This window comes from Paenibacillus sp. FSL W7-1088 (assembly GCF_037969855.1).
GTDB lineage: Bacteria > Bacillota > Bacilli > Paenibacillales > Paenibacillaceae > Paenibacillus.
The window spans coordinates 1,855,851-1,872,683 of sequence record NZ_CP150216.1; the positions used below are offsets into that span (position 1 = coordinate 1,855,851).

General features: G+C 43.4%; 23 protein-coding genes. 19 read left to right on the plus strand and 4 right to left on the minus strand.

Annotated features, from left to right (window positions below):
* Positions 1-9 precede the first annotated feature (9 nt).
* On the plus strand, positions 10-297 hold the full coding sequence (locus tag MKY42_RS08455; protein ID WP_339850391.1) for an SHOCT domain-containing protein: 288 nt from the start codon (positions 10-12) through the stop codon (positions 295-297).
* Positions 298-409: 112 nt separating this feature from the next.
* On the opposite strand, the gene MKY42_RS08460 is transcribed toward MKY42_RS08455, so the two are convergent.
* Entirely contained in the window at positions 410-838 is a 429-nt protein-coding gene (locus MKY42_RS08460) for a hypothetical protein (protein WP_339850394.1), read from the minus strand.
* A 143-nt stretch (positions 839-981) separates the two neighbouring features.
* Here MKY42_RS08460 and MKY42_RS08465 point away from each other — a divergent pair, with 143 nt between their 5' ends.
* On the plus strand, positions 982-1,194 hold the full coding sequence (locus MKY42_RS08465; RefSeq protein WP_090894809.1) for a hypothetical protein: 213 nt from the start codon (positions 982-984) through the stop codon (positions 1,192-1,194).
* Positions 1,195-1,260: 66 nt separating this feature from the next.
* On the plus strand, positions 1,261-1,635 hold the full coding sequence (locus MKY42_RS08470) for a hypothetical protein (RefSeq protein WP_339850399.1): 375 nt from the start codon (positions 1,261-1,263) through the stop codon (positions 1,633-1,635).
* A gap of 207 nt (positions 1,636-1,842) precedes the next feature.
* On the opposite strand, the gene MKY42_RS08475 is transcribed toward MKY42_RS08470, so the two are convergent.
* The gene (locus MKY42_RS08475) at positions 1,843-2,811 is read right to left on the minus strand and encodes a cation diffusion facilitator family transporter (protein ID WP_339850402.1); all 969 of its coding nucleotides are present in this window, start codon (positions 2,809-2,811) and stop codon (positions 1,843-1,845) included.
* Positions 2,812-3,124: 313 nt separating this feature from the next.
* Between MKY42_RS08475 and MKY42_RS08480 the strand changes: the two genes are divergently transcribed.
* The 11 genes from MKY42_RS08480 to MKY42_RS08530 all read left to right on the plus strand — a co-directional run bounded on the left by MKY42_RS08480 (position 3,125) and on the right by MKY42_RS08530 (position 12,360).
* Complete coding sequence (locus MKY42_RS08480) at positions 3,125-3,802, plus strand: response regulator transcription factor (protein ID WP_111619927.1); 678 nt, start codon at positions 3,125-3,127, stop codon at positions 3,800-3,802.
* A gap of 23 nt (positions 3,803-3,825) precedes the next feature.
* On the plus strand, positions 3,826-5,175 hold the full coding sequence (locus MKY42_RS08485; RefSeq protein WP_339850404.1) for a HAMP domain-containing sensor histidine kinase: 1,350 nt from the start codon (positions 3,826-3,828) through the stop codon (positions 5,173-5,175).
* 66 nt (positions 5,176-5,241) lie between these two features.
* The gene (locus MKY42_RS08490; protein WP_339850406.1) at positions 5,242-6,366 is read left to right on the plus strand and encodes an ABC transporter permease; all 1,125 of its coding nucleotides are present in this window, start codon (positions 5,242-5,244) and stop codon (positions 6,364-6,366) included.
* Positions 6,363-7,040, plus strand: coding sequence for an ABC transporter ATP-binding protein (locus MKY42_RS08495; protein ID WP_111619924.1), 678 nt, complete (start codon positions 6,363-6,365; stop codon positions 7,038-7,040). Before MKY42_RS08490 ends, MKY42_RS08495 begins: the two co-directional genes overlap by 4 nt.
* Before the next feature lie 168 nt (positions 7,041-7,208).
* Positions 7,209-7,751 (plus strand): NUDIX hydrolase, encoded by a 543-nt coding sequence (locus tag MKY42_RS08500; protein WP_111619923.1) that lies wholly within the window; start codon positions 7,209-7,211, stop codon positions 7,749-7,751.
* A 71-nt stretch (positions 7,752-7,822) separates the two neighbouring features.
* On the plus strand, positions 7,823-8,329 hold the full coding sequence (locus tag MKY42_RS08505; protein ID WP_258403617.1) for a DUF4275 family protein: 507 nt from the start codon (positions 7,823-7,825) through the stop codon (positions 8,327-8,329).
* Positions 8,330-8,415: 86 nt separating this feature from the next.
* Complete coding sequence (locus MKY42_RS08510; protein ID WP_339850412.1) at positions 8,416-9,450, plus strand: alpha/beta hydrolase; 1,035 nt, start codon at positions 8,416-8,418, stop codon at positions 9,448-9,450.
* Between the two features lie 17 nt (positions 9,451-9,467).
* Positions 9,468-9,971 carry a GNAT family N-acetyltransferase gene (locus MKY42_RS08515; protein ID WP_090901980.1) on the plus strand — a complete coding sequence of 168 codons (504 nt, stop codon included), beginning with the start codon at positions 9,468-9,470 and terminating at the stop codon, positions 9,969-9,971.
* Positions 9,972-10,025: 54 nt separating this feature from the next.
* Positions 10,026-11,003, plus strand: a complete 978-nt coding sequence (locus tag MKY42_RS08520; RefSeq protein ID WP_256221943.1) for a GNAT family N-acetyltransferase — start codon at positions 10,026-10,028, stop codon at positions 11,001-11,003.
* Between the two features lie 3 nt (positions 11,004-11,006).
* Positions 11,007-12,014 carry an aminoglycoside phosphotransferase family protein gene (locus tag MKY42_RS08525; protein ID WP_090894829.1) on the plus strand — a complete coding sequence of 336 codons (1,008 nt, stop codon included), beginning with the start codon at positions 11,007-11,009 and terminating at the stop codon, positions 12,012-12,014.
* A 52-nt stretch (positions 12,015-12,066) separates the two neighbouring features.
* Positions 12,067-12,360 (plus strand): RNA polymerase alpha subunit C-terminal domain-containing protein, encoded by a 294-nt coding sequence (locus MKY42_RS08530; protein ID WP_090894831.1) that lies wholly within the window; start codon positions 12,067-12,069, stop codon positions 12,358-12,360.
* A gap of 26 nt (positions 12,361-12,386) precedes the next feature.
* On the opposite strand, the gene MKY42_RS08535 is transcribed toward MKY42_RS08530, so the two are convergent.
* Positions 12,387-13,325 carry a hypothetical protein gene (locus MKY42_RS08535; RefSeq protein WP_179265405.1) on the minus strand — a complete coding sequence of 313 codons (939 nt, stop codon included), beginning with the start codon at positions 13,323-13,325 and terminating at the stop codon, positions 12,387-12,389.
* A 466-nt stretch (positions 13,326-13,791) separates the two neighbouring features.
* Here MKY42_RS08535 and MKY42_RS08540 point away from each other — a divergent pair, with 466 nt between their 5' ends.
* Positions 13,792-14,406: a histidine phosphatase family protein gene (locus tag MKY42_RS08540; protein WP_090894836.1), complete on the plus strand. Its 615-nt coding sequence runs from the start codon at positions 13,792-13,794 to the stop codon at positions 14,404-14,406.
* A gap of 57 nt (positions 14,407-14,463) precedes the next feature.
* Here MKY42_RS08540 and MKY42_RS08545 read toward each other — a convergent pair whose 3' ends face one another.
* Positions 14,464-14,910, minus strand: a complete 447-nt coding sequence (locus MKY42_RS08545) for a GNAT family N-acetyltransferase (protein ID WP_179265404.1) — start codon at positions 14,908-14,910, stop codon at positions 14,464-14,466.
* Between the two features lie 278 nt (positions 14,911-15,188).
* On the opposite strand from MKY42_RS08545, the gene MKY42_RS08550 reads away from it, so the two are divergent.
* The 4 genes from MKY42_RS08550 (at position 15,189) to MKY42_RS08565 (ending at position 16,813) form a co-directional block, all read left to right on the plus strand.
* Positions 15,189-15,323 (plus strand): hypothetical protein, encoded by a 135-nt coding sequence (locus tag MKY42_RS08550; RefSeq protein WP_257031521.1) that lies wholly within the window; start codon positions 15,189-15,191, stop codon positions 15,321-15,323.
* Positions 15,324-15,326: 3 nt separating this feature from the next.
* Positions 15,327-15,845, plus strand: a complete 519-nt coding sequence (locus tag MKY42_RS08555; protein WP_257031519.1) for a pyridoxal 5'-phosphate synthase — start codon at positions 15,327-15,329, stop codon at positions 15,843-15,845.
* 22 nt (positions 15,846-15,867) lie between these two features.
* Positions 15,868-16,176, plus strand: a complete 309-nt coding sequence (locus MKY42_RS08560) for a hypothetical protein (protein ID WP_179265403.1) — start codon at positions 15,868-15,870, stop codon at positions 16,174-16,176.
* Positions 16,177-16,243: 67 nt separating this feature from the next.
* Entirely contained in the window at positions 16,244-16,813 is a 570-nt protein-coding gene (locus tag MKY42_RS08565) for a GNAT family protein (RefSeq protein ID WP_179265402.1), read from the plus strand.
* The last annotated feature ends 20 nt before the right edge of the window (positions 16,814-16,833 follow it).

Genomic DNA, 16,833 nt, shown 5'->3' on the forward strand with positions numbered 1-16,833 from the left:
GGAATTAAATTGAAAGTATTGTCAATTATCGGTATCGTGTTATTCACATTAACGTTTTTAATGATATTCGGACTAGGGCCAGAAGATCCCGATAGCGCAGCAATCTTGGGACTTTTAAGCATGCTGTACGCCATACCCTTCTCAATTATTGCTTTGGTTGTATCTTCTCGGAGGAAAAAACAACCTATAAATGTCCATGAACAACTTCTGCAGCTAGGTGAGTTAAAAGAAAAAAATATCATTTCCGAATATGAATTTGATCAAAAGAAAGAGAAGCTGCTTTCCAAGATCAAATAGTTCAGAGATAACTTACATACAAAAATAATGGAGGCTCACCTAAGATAATAGTTATCGGGGGAGGCCTCCAATATTAATTATATCTTCGTTAATTGAAGGATTTAAATCAACCTTACTCATTCGTAATATTTATCGTTTTATCGGTTATGGTCTTCCCATCACTTCCCAATGCCTGAACAATCACGTGGTGATGCAAAGACTTACCCGCAATATCCCACGTTATCTTCCAACCATCGTCCTCGTTGGCATCATACCCAATTAGTTCTCGTTCTCCCCAAGTCTTAGTTCCTGTTGGAACGGCCCAGAAAAGAAGTGTTTCCGCATTGGTCGCCTCTACTGTGACATTTAACTCTGTGCTATCTGTAGGAATTACAATCCAACCTTCTTTTTCGGGATAGTTAGTCTCAACATTCGTAATTATGGGTATAGCTTCTTTTCTTAGGATAACCTCAGTGTCATGGTTTTCAGCAGGAACTTCTGAAGCACAGGCTGTGAGAAGTAGGATGAGCAGAAGAATCGGGGAAAATGCTCTATTTGTCATGATTATTACCTCTTTCTATATAGTGGTATTCACAAATCCTCCAGCGTAATTCCGTCGCACTTGGTTTGACAATACGTTATATGCATGTAAACATAGCAGTTAATCAATTACAGTTTAATATAAGTAAGGAGTTGTAAATCAGGATGGAATTCTTTGGAGCTCTTATAGCGTTGATCCTATGTTTTATTGTGTTTCTTATCGTTGCTGCAGTTATACGCTATGCTATAGATTCATCAAAAACATCGAAAAGACTTGAGGATCTAATAAAAGAAGTACATTATTTGAGAACTGAAATTAAAAAACAAAATAACAATAAACAAGGCGATAATAAATATATTATTGACGAGAAAGTATAGTATAGGTGCCTATTCAAGAAGCAATACCTTGCATCATTCAGGTCGTTTTATGGAAGGAGGGTTAAGATGCAAAGTGATTTCATTGAGCTCGTGGAAGAGAATGATGAGAGGTACAAATGTTATGTTTTGAAAAATACAGTGCAAATATTTAAGCAATCCATAAAGGATGAAGATTTAAAGGATGTCCGAATCTATATATCGGCGACTATTCAGTTAGATGCAATTGCTGATGTAGTAGAGTCATATCTGCATTGGTTTACGGAGTGTGAGGAAGTATTTCGAAATTACTATGAGAACGAACTTCGTGAACAAGTACATAAGGATTGGTTTAATGAAATTGAAGTATATCAAGTAGATATCACATTTAATAGTAAAGAGGACTATGGAGCAACGATAGCCTGTGGAGACCATGTATTACAAAGGTCACATTATGATTATTGATTTTGATCGAGAACATATCCAGGCCATCCACTTAAATGGATAAGCTAATTATATATTCCTTTAATAATGATGACTTGTAGTCTATTGTTTCGATACTGCCATCTATATTACATAACACCCGAAAGGAATTAAAGTTACGTGCAAAATGAAAAACAGGACTATTCCTCTAACGGGAATAAGTCCTGTTTCTATTTACAACTATTAATCTCAATGATGATGATGCGCATGAGCATCCGGTGCGTCACCTTTGACGGTGCATAATACCGAGGTGTCGTGAAGATGCTTCTCAGACTCGACTTGCAAGGTCACATGTTTGATTTCTTTATGCTCCAACAGGTGCTCAATCTTCTGAACAAGCACCTCGGATGCGTATACATCCATCGTTCCGTCCACCACAATATGTGCGGTCAGTGCGTTCAGGTTGCTGGTGATGGACCAGACATGCACATCGTGTACACCTTTGACACCATCGACTTGTTTAATAGTCTGCACCAGGTCATTCACATCCACATTGGCCGGAGTACCCTCCATCAAGATATGCAAAGATGATTTGGTAACAAAGAATCCACTGCGCAGAACCAGTACAGCAACAATGACACTCGCGAGTGGATCGGCCCATCCCCAACCGAAGAACATCATGAGCAGAGCCGCAGCAATGGCGCCAATCGATCCCAGCATATCGCTGATGACATGGAGATAAGCTCCGCGCATATTCAAGTTTTTCTCTGTATCGCTGCCGCGCATCATGATCCAGGCCACCAAAATATTGATGAGCAGTCCAATGATACTGATGATCAACATGCCTACCGTTGCGACTTCTGGTGGGTTGATGAAGCGACCAATTGCTTCGTAAAAGATGTAAAGAGAGATGGCGATTAAAGTGACTCCATTTAACGTGGCTGCCAAAATCTCAAAGCGTCTGTACCCGTACGTTTTGCCTGTATTCACCGCTTTTTCGCCAAAGGTGAACGCCAGCAAGGCAATCCCCAAAGCTATGGAATCAGACAACATATGACCTGCATCAGAGATGAGGGCCAAGCTGTTGGTGATGAAACCGCCAACGGCTTCAACAATCATATAAACGGTAATAATAATGAAGGAAAACAACAGTACTTTCTTGTTATTGGTACTACCATGATTGTGTCCATGGTCGTGGCTGTGATGATGTCCGGACATACGAGATCCTCTCCTTTGGAGCCGTGCTCCGTTATGTAATTGATTTCTTTTGTGACTATAGTGATCCTTGGCAATGATAAAGTTTTTATAAATGAACATATGAGCAATTGTTCATATGTTATGGTTTTATTATAAGTGGGCCTAATAATAGTGTCAACCAGAATTGAGAAAATATAAACATGCACGCGGGGCTTCATTGCATGTTCACTGGCGATTTACGTTGCTTTTGTGCTACCATCTGTGCAGGATCAATATCGCGGAAGTTCCCGCTACATATTAGATGAATTTGAAACTAGAAGGGGCCGACAACAATATGAAGAATCTGCTTCTGGCGGACGACGATGCCAATATTAGAGCACTCCTCCGGCATGTCATGACCAAGGAAGGATATCGGGTTCATGAAGCGCAGGATGGATTGGAAGCGGTCAAACTAATACAAGAAACGCCAATCGATTTGGCGATCCTTGATGTCATGATGCCAGGTATGGACGGACTGGAGTTATGTGATTTTATTCGCCAAAATTATGACATCCCTATCATGCTGCTGACAGCACGGGATCAGCTATCCGACAAGCGGGATGGGTACTTGAGAGGCACAGATGAATATGTGACGAAGCCATTTGAACCCGAGGAACTGGTCTACCGGGTCAAGGCGTTATTTCGTCGATACCATCGCACGTCCAGTGATATCATTCGCATGAATCGCATCGTCATTGACCGAAACAATGTCGAGGTCTCCGATGGGCAATCGATTCTCTTTTTACCAATGAAGGAATTCGAGCTGCTCTCTCAACTTGCTCAGTTTCCGGGGCGCTTATTCTCACGAGATGAACTGATTCGGTTGGTCTGGGGAGCGGACTATGAAGGCGATGATCGCACCGTGGATGTACATATCAAGCGGCTGCGTGATCGTTTTGTCGATTATGCGGATGATTTTGTCATTCAGACGGTACGGGGGATTGGTTATAAGATTGAGGTGAAAGCGCATTGAGATCACTGTATTTTCGGGTGTTCATGATTACAATCGCGGTGATTCTGGTCAGCGCCATGCTGGGTTTTCTTTTATCTAATATTTATTATCATGCGAAGTTAAAGTCTTTCAATGACGAGAAGTTAGTTGGCATTGCAACGCAGATGAAGCAGTTTGTGGAGCAGGAACCCGCTACGGTAGAGCATTACCTGAACAATGCCGCAGCGCTCGGTTACGAAATTTATGTGACGGATGGAAAAGGGAATGACCAATTCTATGGCCGTGAATTCCGCCAGAAGGATCTGGACAAGCAGGCTGTAGATCAGGTGCTCAGTGGTGAGATATACCACGGCGTCGCCGAGTTTCCCAGCAAACCTTTCATTACCGGTTTCTTCGATAATCAATTGAGCAATACCGTTGGTGTTCATCTACAGATGGGCAATGCAAGTTATGCGTTGTTTATGCGCCCGGATGTCATTTTGCAATTCGGTGAGCTGCGTATCTTTTTTGCGTTGATTGGAGCGTTTACGGTGGGCATTAGTATCCTGCTCTTTATAATCAGTACCCGCTATCTGGTGAATCCGATTGAACGTCTGTCCGAGGCGACCAAACGAATTGCCCAAGGAAACTATAATCTGAAATTGTCCACCACGCGTCGTGATGAGATTGGACAGTTGGCCCAGCATTTCATGACCATGAGTCGTGAATTGGAGCGAGTGGATCAGGCACGTCAGCAGTTTGTATCCAACGTATCACATGAGATTCAATCGCCGCTGACCTCGATTCAGGGTTTTGCCCAACTCGTAGCGGATCGGGATCTGCCTGAACAAGAGCGGGAGCACTACGCTTCCATTATTGAAGAGGAGAGCCGCCATCTCTCGCTGCTTAGTAAACAATTGCTGCTGCTGTCCTCCCTTGAACAAGGTCATGAGGATTTGATCAAAGTGAGATTTTCTCTGCGAGATCAATTCCGCCAAGCGGTTCAGGTGCTGCAATGGCAGTTGGAAGAAAAAGAACTGCTGCTAAGGATCTCGGTACCCGAATCCATTCAACTCTATGGCAATGAAGTTCTGCTCATGCAAGTCTGGATGAATCTGCTGGGTAACGCTGTGAATCATCTCCCGCAGGGGAGAAGCATCGAGATTCGAGCAGAAGAGACCAATGCCCAGTGCGTAATCCATATTCGGGATACAGGGGATGGGATTGCAGCGGAGCATTTGCCTTTCCTGTTTGATCGTTTCTACCGGGTTGACCGTGCAAGAGAGCGTTCTTCCGGCCGGACCGGGCTGGGGCTTGCTATTGTGCAGAAAATTATCCGCATCCATGACGGTACGATCGAGGTCTCTAGTTCAGCTGAAGGAACGGTCTTTACCGTGACGCTTCCGCAGTTGTAATCTGTTATTCATTTGCCGTTCATTTTCGCCTCCTATACTTGGGTTATCAAGAGGAGGTCAGAGAATATGTACTTGGCTATTAGAGAGATGAGGTTTGCCAAAGGGCGATATGCACTAATTGCTACAATTATGGTGCTTGTATCATTTCTGGTTTTGTTTGTCACAGGTCTGGCACAGGGGCTTGCGTATGATAACGCGGCATCTATCAAAAATATGGCAGCAACCCATTTTGTTCTGGAACAGGATTCGAATCATCGGTTTACCCGCTCCCAGGTGAATCAGGACCAGCTGGAACAGACACGTTCCGTTGTAGGCCAAGAGAATGCTGAACCGCTGGGTGTGAAGATGACAACAGTCAGTCCAGCTGGCGACACGAAGAAGATTGATGTAACGCTATTTATGGTGAACCCGGAAGGCTGGCTGGCTCCAACCGTAACGGAAGGCTCTCCAATCACGGATCTGAAAGACGGGCAGGTTGTGGTGGATCAAAAGTTGTCTGAATCCGGCGTAACCATTGGAACGGTACTGGTCGATCAAGCGTCGGGAACGGAGTGGACCGTGGGCGGATTAGTGGAAAATGAGTCCTTCAGTCACTCACCGGTTGTGTTCCTGAACGAGCAGGAATGGCTCGCTATTCAGGAAGGTTCCCGTACTCAACAAGGAACAGCAGACTCTAATGCTCCGGTATACAGTGCGATTGCCGTTAAAGATGCAGGCGAGAAGGTGGATAGCCTCAGTACTGCTTTGCCGAATACGGAAGTGATTACGAAGTCCGATGCAGTATCCGCTATTCCTGGGTACAAGGAAGAGCAGGGCTCACTGCTCATGATGATTGCCTTTTTATTTGTCATCTCGGCGTTTGTGCTTGCGGTATTCTTCTACGTCATCACGATTCAGAAAACGAGTCAATTTGGTATTTTGAAAGCCATTGGGACGCGAAATTCATATCTGGCGGGCAGTGTTTCATTGCAAGTATTGCTTCTGTCCATCGGCAGTCTGGTGATCAGTGTGCTGCTGGTTCAGCTGTTTGAATCGATCTTGCCAGCTTCAATGCCGTTTCAATTAGGTTTGTCCACCCTGGCACTAACCTGCGTGTTATTCGTGGTGATGTCTATGGCGGGTTCGCTATTCTCGGTGTGGAAGGTTACCAAAATTGATGCGCTTGATGCGATTGGGAGGACAGCAGCATGAGAAACCGACTGGTATTGCAGGGAATTACACAGACATTCGAAGATGGCGGGGTCAAACGGACGATATTGGATAAGTTGGATCTTAAGGTGGCCGAAGGAGAGCTCGTCGCGGTCATGGGGCCTTCCGGCTCAGGCAAAAGTACATTTCTGTCCATCGCAGGTGCACTGCTTGAACCGACGGAGGGACAGGTTATGCTGGATGGCGCATCGATTATGGGCAAAAACAAACAGGACATTTCCGATGTACGGCTCCAGCAACTCGGGTTTATTTTTCAAAGTGCCAACCTCATTCCGTATCTGAAAGTGGAAGAACAACTGATGGTGATCGCCAAGCTCGCTGGAACGGACAAAAACAAGGCAGAGAAGCGGGTCGATGAGCTGCTGGATACGGTAGGCTTGTCGCATCGGCGTAAGGCATATGCCGAGAAGCTTTCCGGCGGAGAACGCCAGCGGGTTGCCATTGCCAGAGCTTTGATGAATGATCCGGCCGTCCTGCTCGCGGATGAACCGACAGCCAGTCTGGATGCGGAACGTGGACTGGATATTGTGGGCATGATTGCACGGCTCGTGAAGGAGCAGGGCAAGAGTGCGGTGATGGTTACGCATGATGAGCGGATTTTGCCGCTATGTGATCGGGTTCTCTTTTTGGAAAACGGGAAACTGATACACCATTAGCGCTCAGAGTGGAAAGTGTAAACTTTCTTTAGTTCAACTGAAATAACATGAGAAGGTCCATGGATTCCCGATGGGAAAAGTGGCCTTCTTTTTTCTTTTTTGATCTATAATGAGAGATAGAACTTATAATGGAAGATTTATTTTACATAGAGAGGATCGGATAGAAAAATGAAGATTTTGGATCGGGAACAGTTCCCGGCGCTCAGCACATCGATTCATTGGGGGATTGTTAAAGCGGAGTTTAGACTGAATGACATCGTGGATGAAACGCTGGTAAGCAATGTGAGTATCATCCCGTTTGTGGGGGAACAAGTGGTTGTTTTTCAGATCGATAACGGGAAATGGGAGCTGCCCGGAGGAACGTTGGAGGTTGGAGAGAAGTATATGGATGGACTGCAACGTGAAGTGATGGAGGAGCTAGGAGCCAAGTTGATCACGTATCGGGTGTTTGGACAATTTCATTGCATGTCGAGTGCACCTGAGCCGTATAGACCGCATATTCCTCACCCTCATTTTGTAAGACTTATTGGCTATGGAGAAGTTGAACTGGTCGGTAAACCATTGAATCCGGTGGATGGGGAACAGGTAATTGCTGTAGAGGTTGTGGAGATTGGTGAAGCGATCAGGAGATTTGAAGAACAGAATAGATATGATATCGCGGAAATGTACCGATTGGCTTATTTGCTTCGAGAAGAAGCAAACGGTGAGTAACTGGAATGCTAGTGTATTCTAAATCTTAAATCTTAAATCTTAAATCTTAAATCCAATAAACTTCGGAGGTTATGATGATTAGAGATGAAATTAATGTTCTGCTGGATGCTCTACCGGACCATGAGCTGAATGTGGTGTACTCGCGAATTGAGCTTGTGCATCGCAAATATATGTATAACAAAAATTTGGAGGACAAAGGGGTCCTTGTGACTGAATTGTGCGAGGAATCCGAAGAAATTATACAGAAATGGGATAACACATTTGCCAAGAACATCAGTGAAGAGGTAAAAGAGGCCATCTATTATAGCCAGTACAAGTGGCATATGTTCAGTTATGAGAAACAGGATTGCCTAACAGACAATGCAGCGCGAGATGCTTTCAATGCCGAGAATAAAAACGAGTTGTATATCATGTATCAAAACACGCCATTCATACAGGTATTTCAGAATGCGAATAAGGTCATCGCAGAAGATTTTGATTCGGAACAGGACATTTATATTTTTGACCAAGCGTTCACGTGGACGTATGTACATACCCATGAATCCATGTGCGGACCGTATTTTTATAAAGTGAAGTAACAAAGAGTAGTAAGGAGTAAATAAGTTAGTGAAGAGTTCGGAGTCAGCTTTTTAAACAAACGAATATCTGCCGGAGGAGCCTTCTGATGCGTAAGAGGTCGATTAAAATATTCAGACGCGCCATGCTTAGTATTCTTTTACTCGTAATAATCGCTCTGATCTTTCCCACATGGACCCCTGGGATCAAGGGAGAGAACAGTATCAGCACGTTAGGACAAGTCGAGATCAATGGTGCAGGTCATGAGGTTATGATTCGCGGGACGGATCGGAACAATCCCATCCTTCTTTTCGTGCATGGTGGTCCTGGTTGCTCCGAGATTCCTTATGTAAGGAAGTATCAGCAGGAGCTTGAACAACATTTTACCATTGTGCATTATGATCAACGTGGAAGTGGAAAGTCATATCATTTCATGGAGGATTATTCGGATGTGACTTCAGATGTGCTTGTAGATGATTTATTGGCTTTAACGGATTACGTCACTGCTGAACTGGAGCAAAGAAAGGTTACGCTGGTCGGTCATTCATTTGGTACATACATAGGGACAAAAGCGGCGGCCAAAGCACCAGAAAAATTCATTGCGTATGTAGGTATTGGACAAGTAGCTGATACTGTGCAGAGTGAGTTGGATAGTTTGGAATATACGATCACACAAGCGAAACAAGCCGACAGTACAGCGGATGCGGAAAGTCTGGAACGTCTTCGGAATCCGATTGAGCGAGGCGAGAAATACACACCAAGAAAGTTGGTTCGCAAATACGGCGGTGCGGCCAGGCTTATTGATGACAACAGGGACTATATGCTCGGCTTTCTTTTGGGAACCGAATATAATGCACTGGATGTGATTCGCTATTCCATGGGAGTGCAGGCTACACAGGAAATTCTCCTAAAGGAGGAGTCCACCAACCATTTGCCAGACATTGTAGATCAGCTGGAGATACCGACTTATTTTGTTATGGGAAAGTATGATTATATGACGTCTCTGAATGCGGCAAGGGATTATTTCGATGAGCTTGGAGCACCCGAAAAAGATTTTGTTGTATTTGAAGAATCCGCTCATTACCCACAGTTCGAGGAGAAAGAACGATTTGCAGCGTGGTTGATGGGGGTATTTAACTTTTGAATAAGCGAGGGATCTTGATGGAGCAACTTAATACTAAACTCATAACTAGACTTGCATTACCGGAGGAAGCTTCAACTGTATTGAATCTATGGCAAGAGTCTGCCCGGTGGCTGAACTCCAAAGAGATATATCAATGGCGTCCTGAGTATTTCAATTTGGAACAAGTGAATGAATTCATGACGGATGGATCTGACGTATATCTTGCTGAAATAAATCATGAAATCGTAGGGACGTATACCTTAACGTGGTCAGATCCCCTGATTTGGGAGGAGCTCGACAACACCAATTCCGGGTACATACACCGATTCGCAGTGAATAGAGATTTTAAAGGGCAAAATATAGGGCTACTCCTTCTAAAATCAGCAGAAGAGAACATTAGGCATAAAGGTAAAACCTTGATCAGGCTGGATTGCATGGCAGATAACCTGAGACTTAATCAATACTATAAGGATTATGGATTCCAATACATCCGCAGAATGAAACAGGGGAACTGGAGTGCCAGTCTGTATGAAAAACAATGATGGTGTCTCTATCGACTTCGTTAAGCTCTTAAGTGTATAAAAGGGGGATTATTCATGCTTTTATCCTATCATCCAATGAAAATAGCCGATGCAGAAAAAATCGTTACCTGGAAGTATGAAAATGAGTATACAATGTACAGTTTCTCTGAATCCAATGAAGATATTCAAGAATTGATGAATGGGGAGTACTTTTCAGTCCTGAATGAACTGGAGAGGGTAGTGGGATTTATTTGTTGTGGGCAATCAGCTCGAGTTCCGGGAGGAACCTCAATCGGACTGTATCAAGAAGAAGGATATTTGGATATAGGCCTTGGATTAGATCCAGATCTGACAGGGCAAAAGAAAGGATCTGTATTCCTTAAACAAAGTTTAGTATTCTTGCAAAACCAATTTAATAGTTCTCATTTTCGACTGGTGGTTGCCACATTCAACGAACGAGCAATTAAAGTGTATGAGCGGACAGGCTTTAAAAGAGATAAGGAGTTTTATAGCAAAGTGAATGGCGAGGACATGTTATTTATCAGTATGAAAATGGAAATGCCCTGCTACTCTTTTGAAGAAATATCGGAACAGAATTTGACCGAAGTCAGAGAAATATATAACTACTACGTTTCCAACACGACTATCTCATTTCATACTGAAGAATTGACTCTGGAAGAAATCAAGGCTTCTGTCATGAACAGAAATCCGCGCTTTAAATCATTTGTCATTAAAGAAGAGAAAGAAATTCAAGGGTATGTGCTAATTACCCAATACAAGAGCAAACAAGCCTACGACTTCTCGGGAGAAGTAACCATTTATTTGAAACCGGATATTGTAGGGAAGGGCATCGGTGGAACGGCACTGCGATTTATAGAGGATGTTGCGCGCGAGCAAGGGTTCTACACCTTGATTGCTACGGTATGCATGGAAAACACACGCAGCAAGACCCTATTCGAAAAGCATGGGTATGAGCAATGTGCGATGTTTAAAGGCGTGGGATATAAGTTTGATCGCAGATTGGATATTGGTAGTTTCCAAAAGGTGTTATAACGTATGAATAATATTCAATATAATCTAAAATTCGAAAAACTCGTCGCTGTATTAGAACTTGGTGAGTTGTTCAGTATACCCAAGTCAATCTCGGGTGGCCTTTTACATCGCATGTATGCCATCGAAACTACACATGCCAAATATGCTGTGAAAGCACTGAATCCTCAAATTATGAGTAGACCTACAGCTATGCAGAATTATATCCAATCCGAACAAATAGCAAACGTTGCAGCAAATTTTATCCATGCTCAACCTGCCAAAGTGATAAACGGTTCTTCAATGCAGATATTAGATCATCAATGTTATCTTATATTTGACTGGATCGACGGTAAAAGTCTAGAGTTTCAGGAAGTAACCGAAACCCATTGTGAGCATATGGGCATGATTCTTGCGGATATTCATAAAGCTGATTTTTCACAGCTTCATATTCCTGACCTTCAGTTGGATCATTCCAAAGAAATTGATTGGAATGATTATTTACACAAAGGGCAGAAAGAAAATTCGGATTGGACGATCTTATTAGATAACAGCATTCAAAAGCTCTATGAGTGGAGTGCTCAGGCAAAAAATGCATCAGTAATACTGGCTTCAAATACAGTTATTAGCCATAGAGATCTTGAACCTAAGAACGTGATGTGGCAGCAGGACACCCCCATCATTATTGATTGGGAATCAGCGGGTTATATCAATCCGATGCATGATCTGGTGGAAACAGCGATGTATTGGTCAGTAGATCACACCGGAAACGTGGACAAAGAAAGGTTCTTGGCTTTTATAGATGGATATAGGTCTCGAGTGGGGAATTTGAACGCCAATTGGAGAATGGTTCTCGAAAATGGCTTTGCCGGAAAATTGGACTGGCTCGAATACAGTCTGAAACGCTCTTTGTGGATTGAATGTACAGACAATGAAGAACAACAAATGGGAACATCACAAGTTATATGGACTATAGAAGCTTTAAAACAATACGAGGATATGATCTCAGATGTTGAGAACTGGTTGAGTAGCTAAACTCCGAGATCCGAGATAATTTTATCCGATAAAACGGAAAGGTGTGAGCTGCATGGTAAACGATAAAGGAACATTAAGAACATGCGAACAAGGGCATTCCTATTACAAAAGTAGCGATTGTCCAACCTGTCCGGTCTGTGAGAAGGCACGAAAACCGAAAGAGGGATTTCTCTCATTGCTGTCGGCACCCGCTAGACGTGCACTGGAGAATCAGGGAATTACGACGTTGCAAAAACTCTCGCAATACACAGAAAAAGAGATTCTGAAGCTGCACGGGATTGGGCCTTCTGCGATCCCCAAACTTCGACAAGCACTCGAAGAAGAGGGATTATCTTTTAATAAATAACCCTCTTCACTCTTAATCTAATCTCCCTAAACCAAACCTGAAGCCAATTCCTCAACCGTCACCTGATACAACAGATTTCCCTCACTGAGGAGCAGTCGGTTCTGACGAAAATCCTGACGTGCCTGCTTGAAGGGATTATTCTGTTCATTCACGAACTCAATCTTCTGCCCTTTTGTAAGTATGCCGGGCTTCTCCATTTTCTTGAGAACAAACGTCCCGTGTTTACCATACCCGGCATCGAACAAAAAATGATACCCATCCGTACAGAAACCGGAGGAGCCGGATAGGTTAGGATCTACCAATGTTACTTTAGGTTGCTGGGTACCGCCGGAAACACAGCCAAGCATAAAATCGGTATAATAATAAAACCATACCTGCTGTTCATTCACCACATTGAGTGCGTAACAATCGGCAATATCGGCAGTATGGTCTTCGTATAGTTTGTTACCGTGCATATCCCAGGCTAACAGTCCTTGTGAGCCAATCGGATTATTCCACCCATTGTTCCCGAATACACCCTCGTCAAAGTAGCTGGTCCAAATGGTCCCGTTCTCGGTCACCTGCACACTCTGAATACCGTCTCCCAGCAGAAACTCGCGAATCGTGTTTCCTTCCCGATCACACACTTTGGCGTTCAGGTCATACTTGTCATTCCCATAATACGTGCAGCGCGCCCCGACGAGCAGCAGGTGACCATGTAATGGTTGCACGTAATGATAATTGAACGTTTGCCCCCAAATAACAACTTCCTCAATGGATTGCTCCGTCACAATGAGAACTTTGTATGTGTAGGTTTGGTTTAGTTTGGTCTGTACAAACATGCCTTGTTTTCTTTCGGGAATTTGGTTTATGAGCAGCACATAGACCCGACCATCGCCGCCCCACTGAGTGGAAACTACATCGAAGCCTTCCAAATGTGCTGAAATCTCTGCAAAGGGCAGAAGTTTTATCTTGGGATTGGACATTGGATTATTCCTCCTTGAACGTTAGTGCAGATGTGCCATCTGCACGAATTAAGTACAGTATGCAGGAAGAATACCCTGCCGAACACGGCGTAAGTATAGCGAAGGCTTTCTTTTATCGATAAGTGACTTGAACTGGTGAAATGGGTATCGTTTTGGCTTCTTTGCATTGTATAATAAGACGGTTATGTAAAATATTATGCGAGGAAATGTTAACGTCAGCTCAATTTGATTATGATCACCCGTTGTAGGTCCTCGATATGGACCCCATACTTTATCAAATCAGTACGAGTCCATAATACGTTTGTCAGATAAAAACATACACCCCGACCTAAGATGGTAGATCTAAGGACGGGGCTGTTATCATCCAATTATTCAAAAAAATGGCCAAATGAACTGCATATAGATGTGGATAAGATTAATCCACCTAAGGGGAAGGGATTGGCTGCTAAATTAAGGAGGAGATAAATTGAAGATTTTCTTAGTAAGACACGGGATGGATGAGGAGGGCTACAGAGGTGGCTGGAGTCAGCGAGGGCTCATTGAAGAAGGTATGACTCAATCGGAGAGACTCGGAGACTACCTGCACCATCATTTAGAGCAATATAACATAAACACGGTGATTAGTAGTGATCTTCCGCGTGCAGTTCAGACTGCAAAAGAGCTTGAAAAAAGGCTTAACATCAAAGGGGATTACCTGAAAGACTGGAGAGAAATGAATAACGGAGATTTGGCTGGCATGCCAAACAAGGAAGCTGAAGTGAAATATGCAGGAGTTTATTTTAACACTCTTGGAATGGATGCCCCGTTTCCAGGAGGAGAAAGTCCTCGGGATTTTTATAACAGAATATGTACATCCTTTCGAGATTTATGCCAGAGTATAGAGGAGCAAAAGATCAAATCCAATGTTCTACTGGTCACGCACGGCGGAGTAATCAACATCCTTTATTATCTACTAGGAAACCAAAATTGGACTAATACATCGGGGTTCCATTCTATCGGGAATACCAGTGTTCATACGGTTGAAAAAGGATTAAATGGTTGGGAGTTTAGCAGCATGAATATGATGAGTCATCTAGGTTAATTTTTTCTGTGACAATAAAGACTGCCGACAGGTGCCGTCAGTCTTTATATACATTATTTAACCGATTTGAAGCAGACGTACGATTTCATCGTCTATTAGTTCTTCACTCACTTTCATAAACCCTAAAGATTCATACAGCTCTCCAGCAATTCGATTGTCTGGTCGGTGTCCAATCATTATTCTTGTGCAATTTGAAATACTCATAAGCTGAATCAAAGTTTTCATTGCTGCCTTGCCATAACCTTTTCCTTGATGCTTCTCGTCAATCATTATGGCAGGAATCCAGTAGTTATCATCCTTGTCTGGGTTCGCACAGAATACGAGAAAACCGACTAAAACCTCTTCCGAGTAAATAGCACGTAATTCAAAATCATTAACATATTTAGATTCAGTAATCCAATAAACGACAGGTGCAGGAAAGATATGAAGCTGTTCTGGCTTAACTTTAAGCTGGGTACATTCATACCAATTTTCATTAGACACTGGCTTTAATACAATTACCATACAAAATTCCTCCCAAATTTTACTTCGCAGAGGAATTTATCCTCTGCGGTTACTTCGTATCCTTCCTAAAAATCATTGCAACATGGTTATTCTTCATACCACATCACTCCTTTCGAAATGAAAAAATTCTAATGTAGGTTATTTGCTATTTTGTTAATATATCCTTCTTTTATCAGTGAAAATAGATTGAACATATCAATCATTTCAAAACAAATAGTTGAGAAAATGGCCTATTACGCTACAATGGAATGAAATGGAAGTCTAAGGAGGTTGCCGATGTGAGTGATAAACCGAGTGATTTGCTGCGTGGGTTGAAGTCCTTGTCTGGACCTTTTCCAGCTTGGAATACCGAGAAGTTACCGGATCGACCAGGGGATCTTTTTCTGGAATGGCTGAGACTGGCTATAGAATAAGGTGTGAAAGAACCTCACGCGATGACGATTTCGACAGTGGACTCGAACGGTTTTCCAGATGCACGAGTATTGATTTTGAAAGACGTAGTTGACGAAGCTTTTTATTTTGCATCTGGCTCGGAGAGTCGAAAAGGACAGCAGTTGGAGAGCAATCCGCGTGTGGCACTGACCTTTTACTGGCCTGCATTGGGCAGACAGATTCGCATAAGGGGAGAAGCCGTGGATATGGGCGAGGAAGCAGGTGCAGCGGATTTTCGGAAAAGATCGGCAGGGGCACGCGCAGTTGCGATGACAGGACGACAGAGTCAGGAGCTGGAGAGTGAGGAGGAATTGGAACACGCCATTGCCGCTCAGAAAGAGCGGATCAGCCGAGATCCTGATGTCATTACACCGAATTGGAGACTGTACGCCGTGAACGCAAAGGAAGTTGAGTTCTGGCAGGGAGACCCGGAGCGAAAGCATGTGCGAATCCAATATGTTCTGCAGCAAGGTCAATGGAAGTGCCAGAGGTTATGGCCTTGATTTTATAAAGGGGGGAAATTGTGTGAGTCGTAGAACTACGGGGACACTGCTGCTGGTCATAGCGGCCCTACTGTACAGTGTTCGATATTTGAGTGCTGCCATTTTTGGTTCTGGAGTAACTTCGTGGGATTCGGACTTGTTTCAAGGCATGCTAAATTATATTGGTACCGCTCCGCAAAGTTGGAGTATAGCTGCTTTAATCCTGGGCCTGTTCTATTTAGTATGGGCGGAATATGAAGCAATCAGCTCCAAAACCAGAGAAAGACTCAAGCGATTTGTGAGTTATGAAACTGTAGATCAAGAAGCTGAAAGCCAGAACAAAACAGAATAACTGGATAGTGTGATTCCTTATCAATAACGGTCGTAAAACAATTTGAATAAGTCGAGGAGGCATACATATGAAGTCCATTGAAAGTTATTTTGACCCATTTCCGATATTGGAAACTGAACGAACGCTGCTTAGGCCGATTACCTATGCTGATCTGGATGACATGTACCGTTATTGCGCGATTCCTGCTGTATCGGAGTACACAACTTGGGACGCACATCAGAGCAAGGAGGATACGAAAGCCTTTATTGATTTTGTCATGAGTCGATATGAGGTGGATAAGCTGGGGCCATGGGGGATTGAGGATAAACAAACGAAGAAGTTGATTGGCAGCTGCAATTATCTGGGGTGCGACAGCAACAGTATGAGGGTGGAATTAGGTTATGTATTATCCAATGAGTACTGGGGTCGAGGAATCATGACGGAAGCGGTTAGCCGAATCGTTCAATTTGGATTTGAAGACATCGGGTTGGAACGAATTCAGGCTAAATGTCTGGTGGGTAACATCGGGTCCGCAAAGGTCATGGAAAAGACAGGCATGAAATTCGAAGGGCTTTTACGGAAGTATATGAAAATTAAAAACGAAATGCAGGATTTGAAAATGTATGCGATTATTCGATCCGATTATGATTTCAAATGATGATATGATTCCTAACGTAC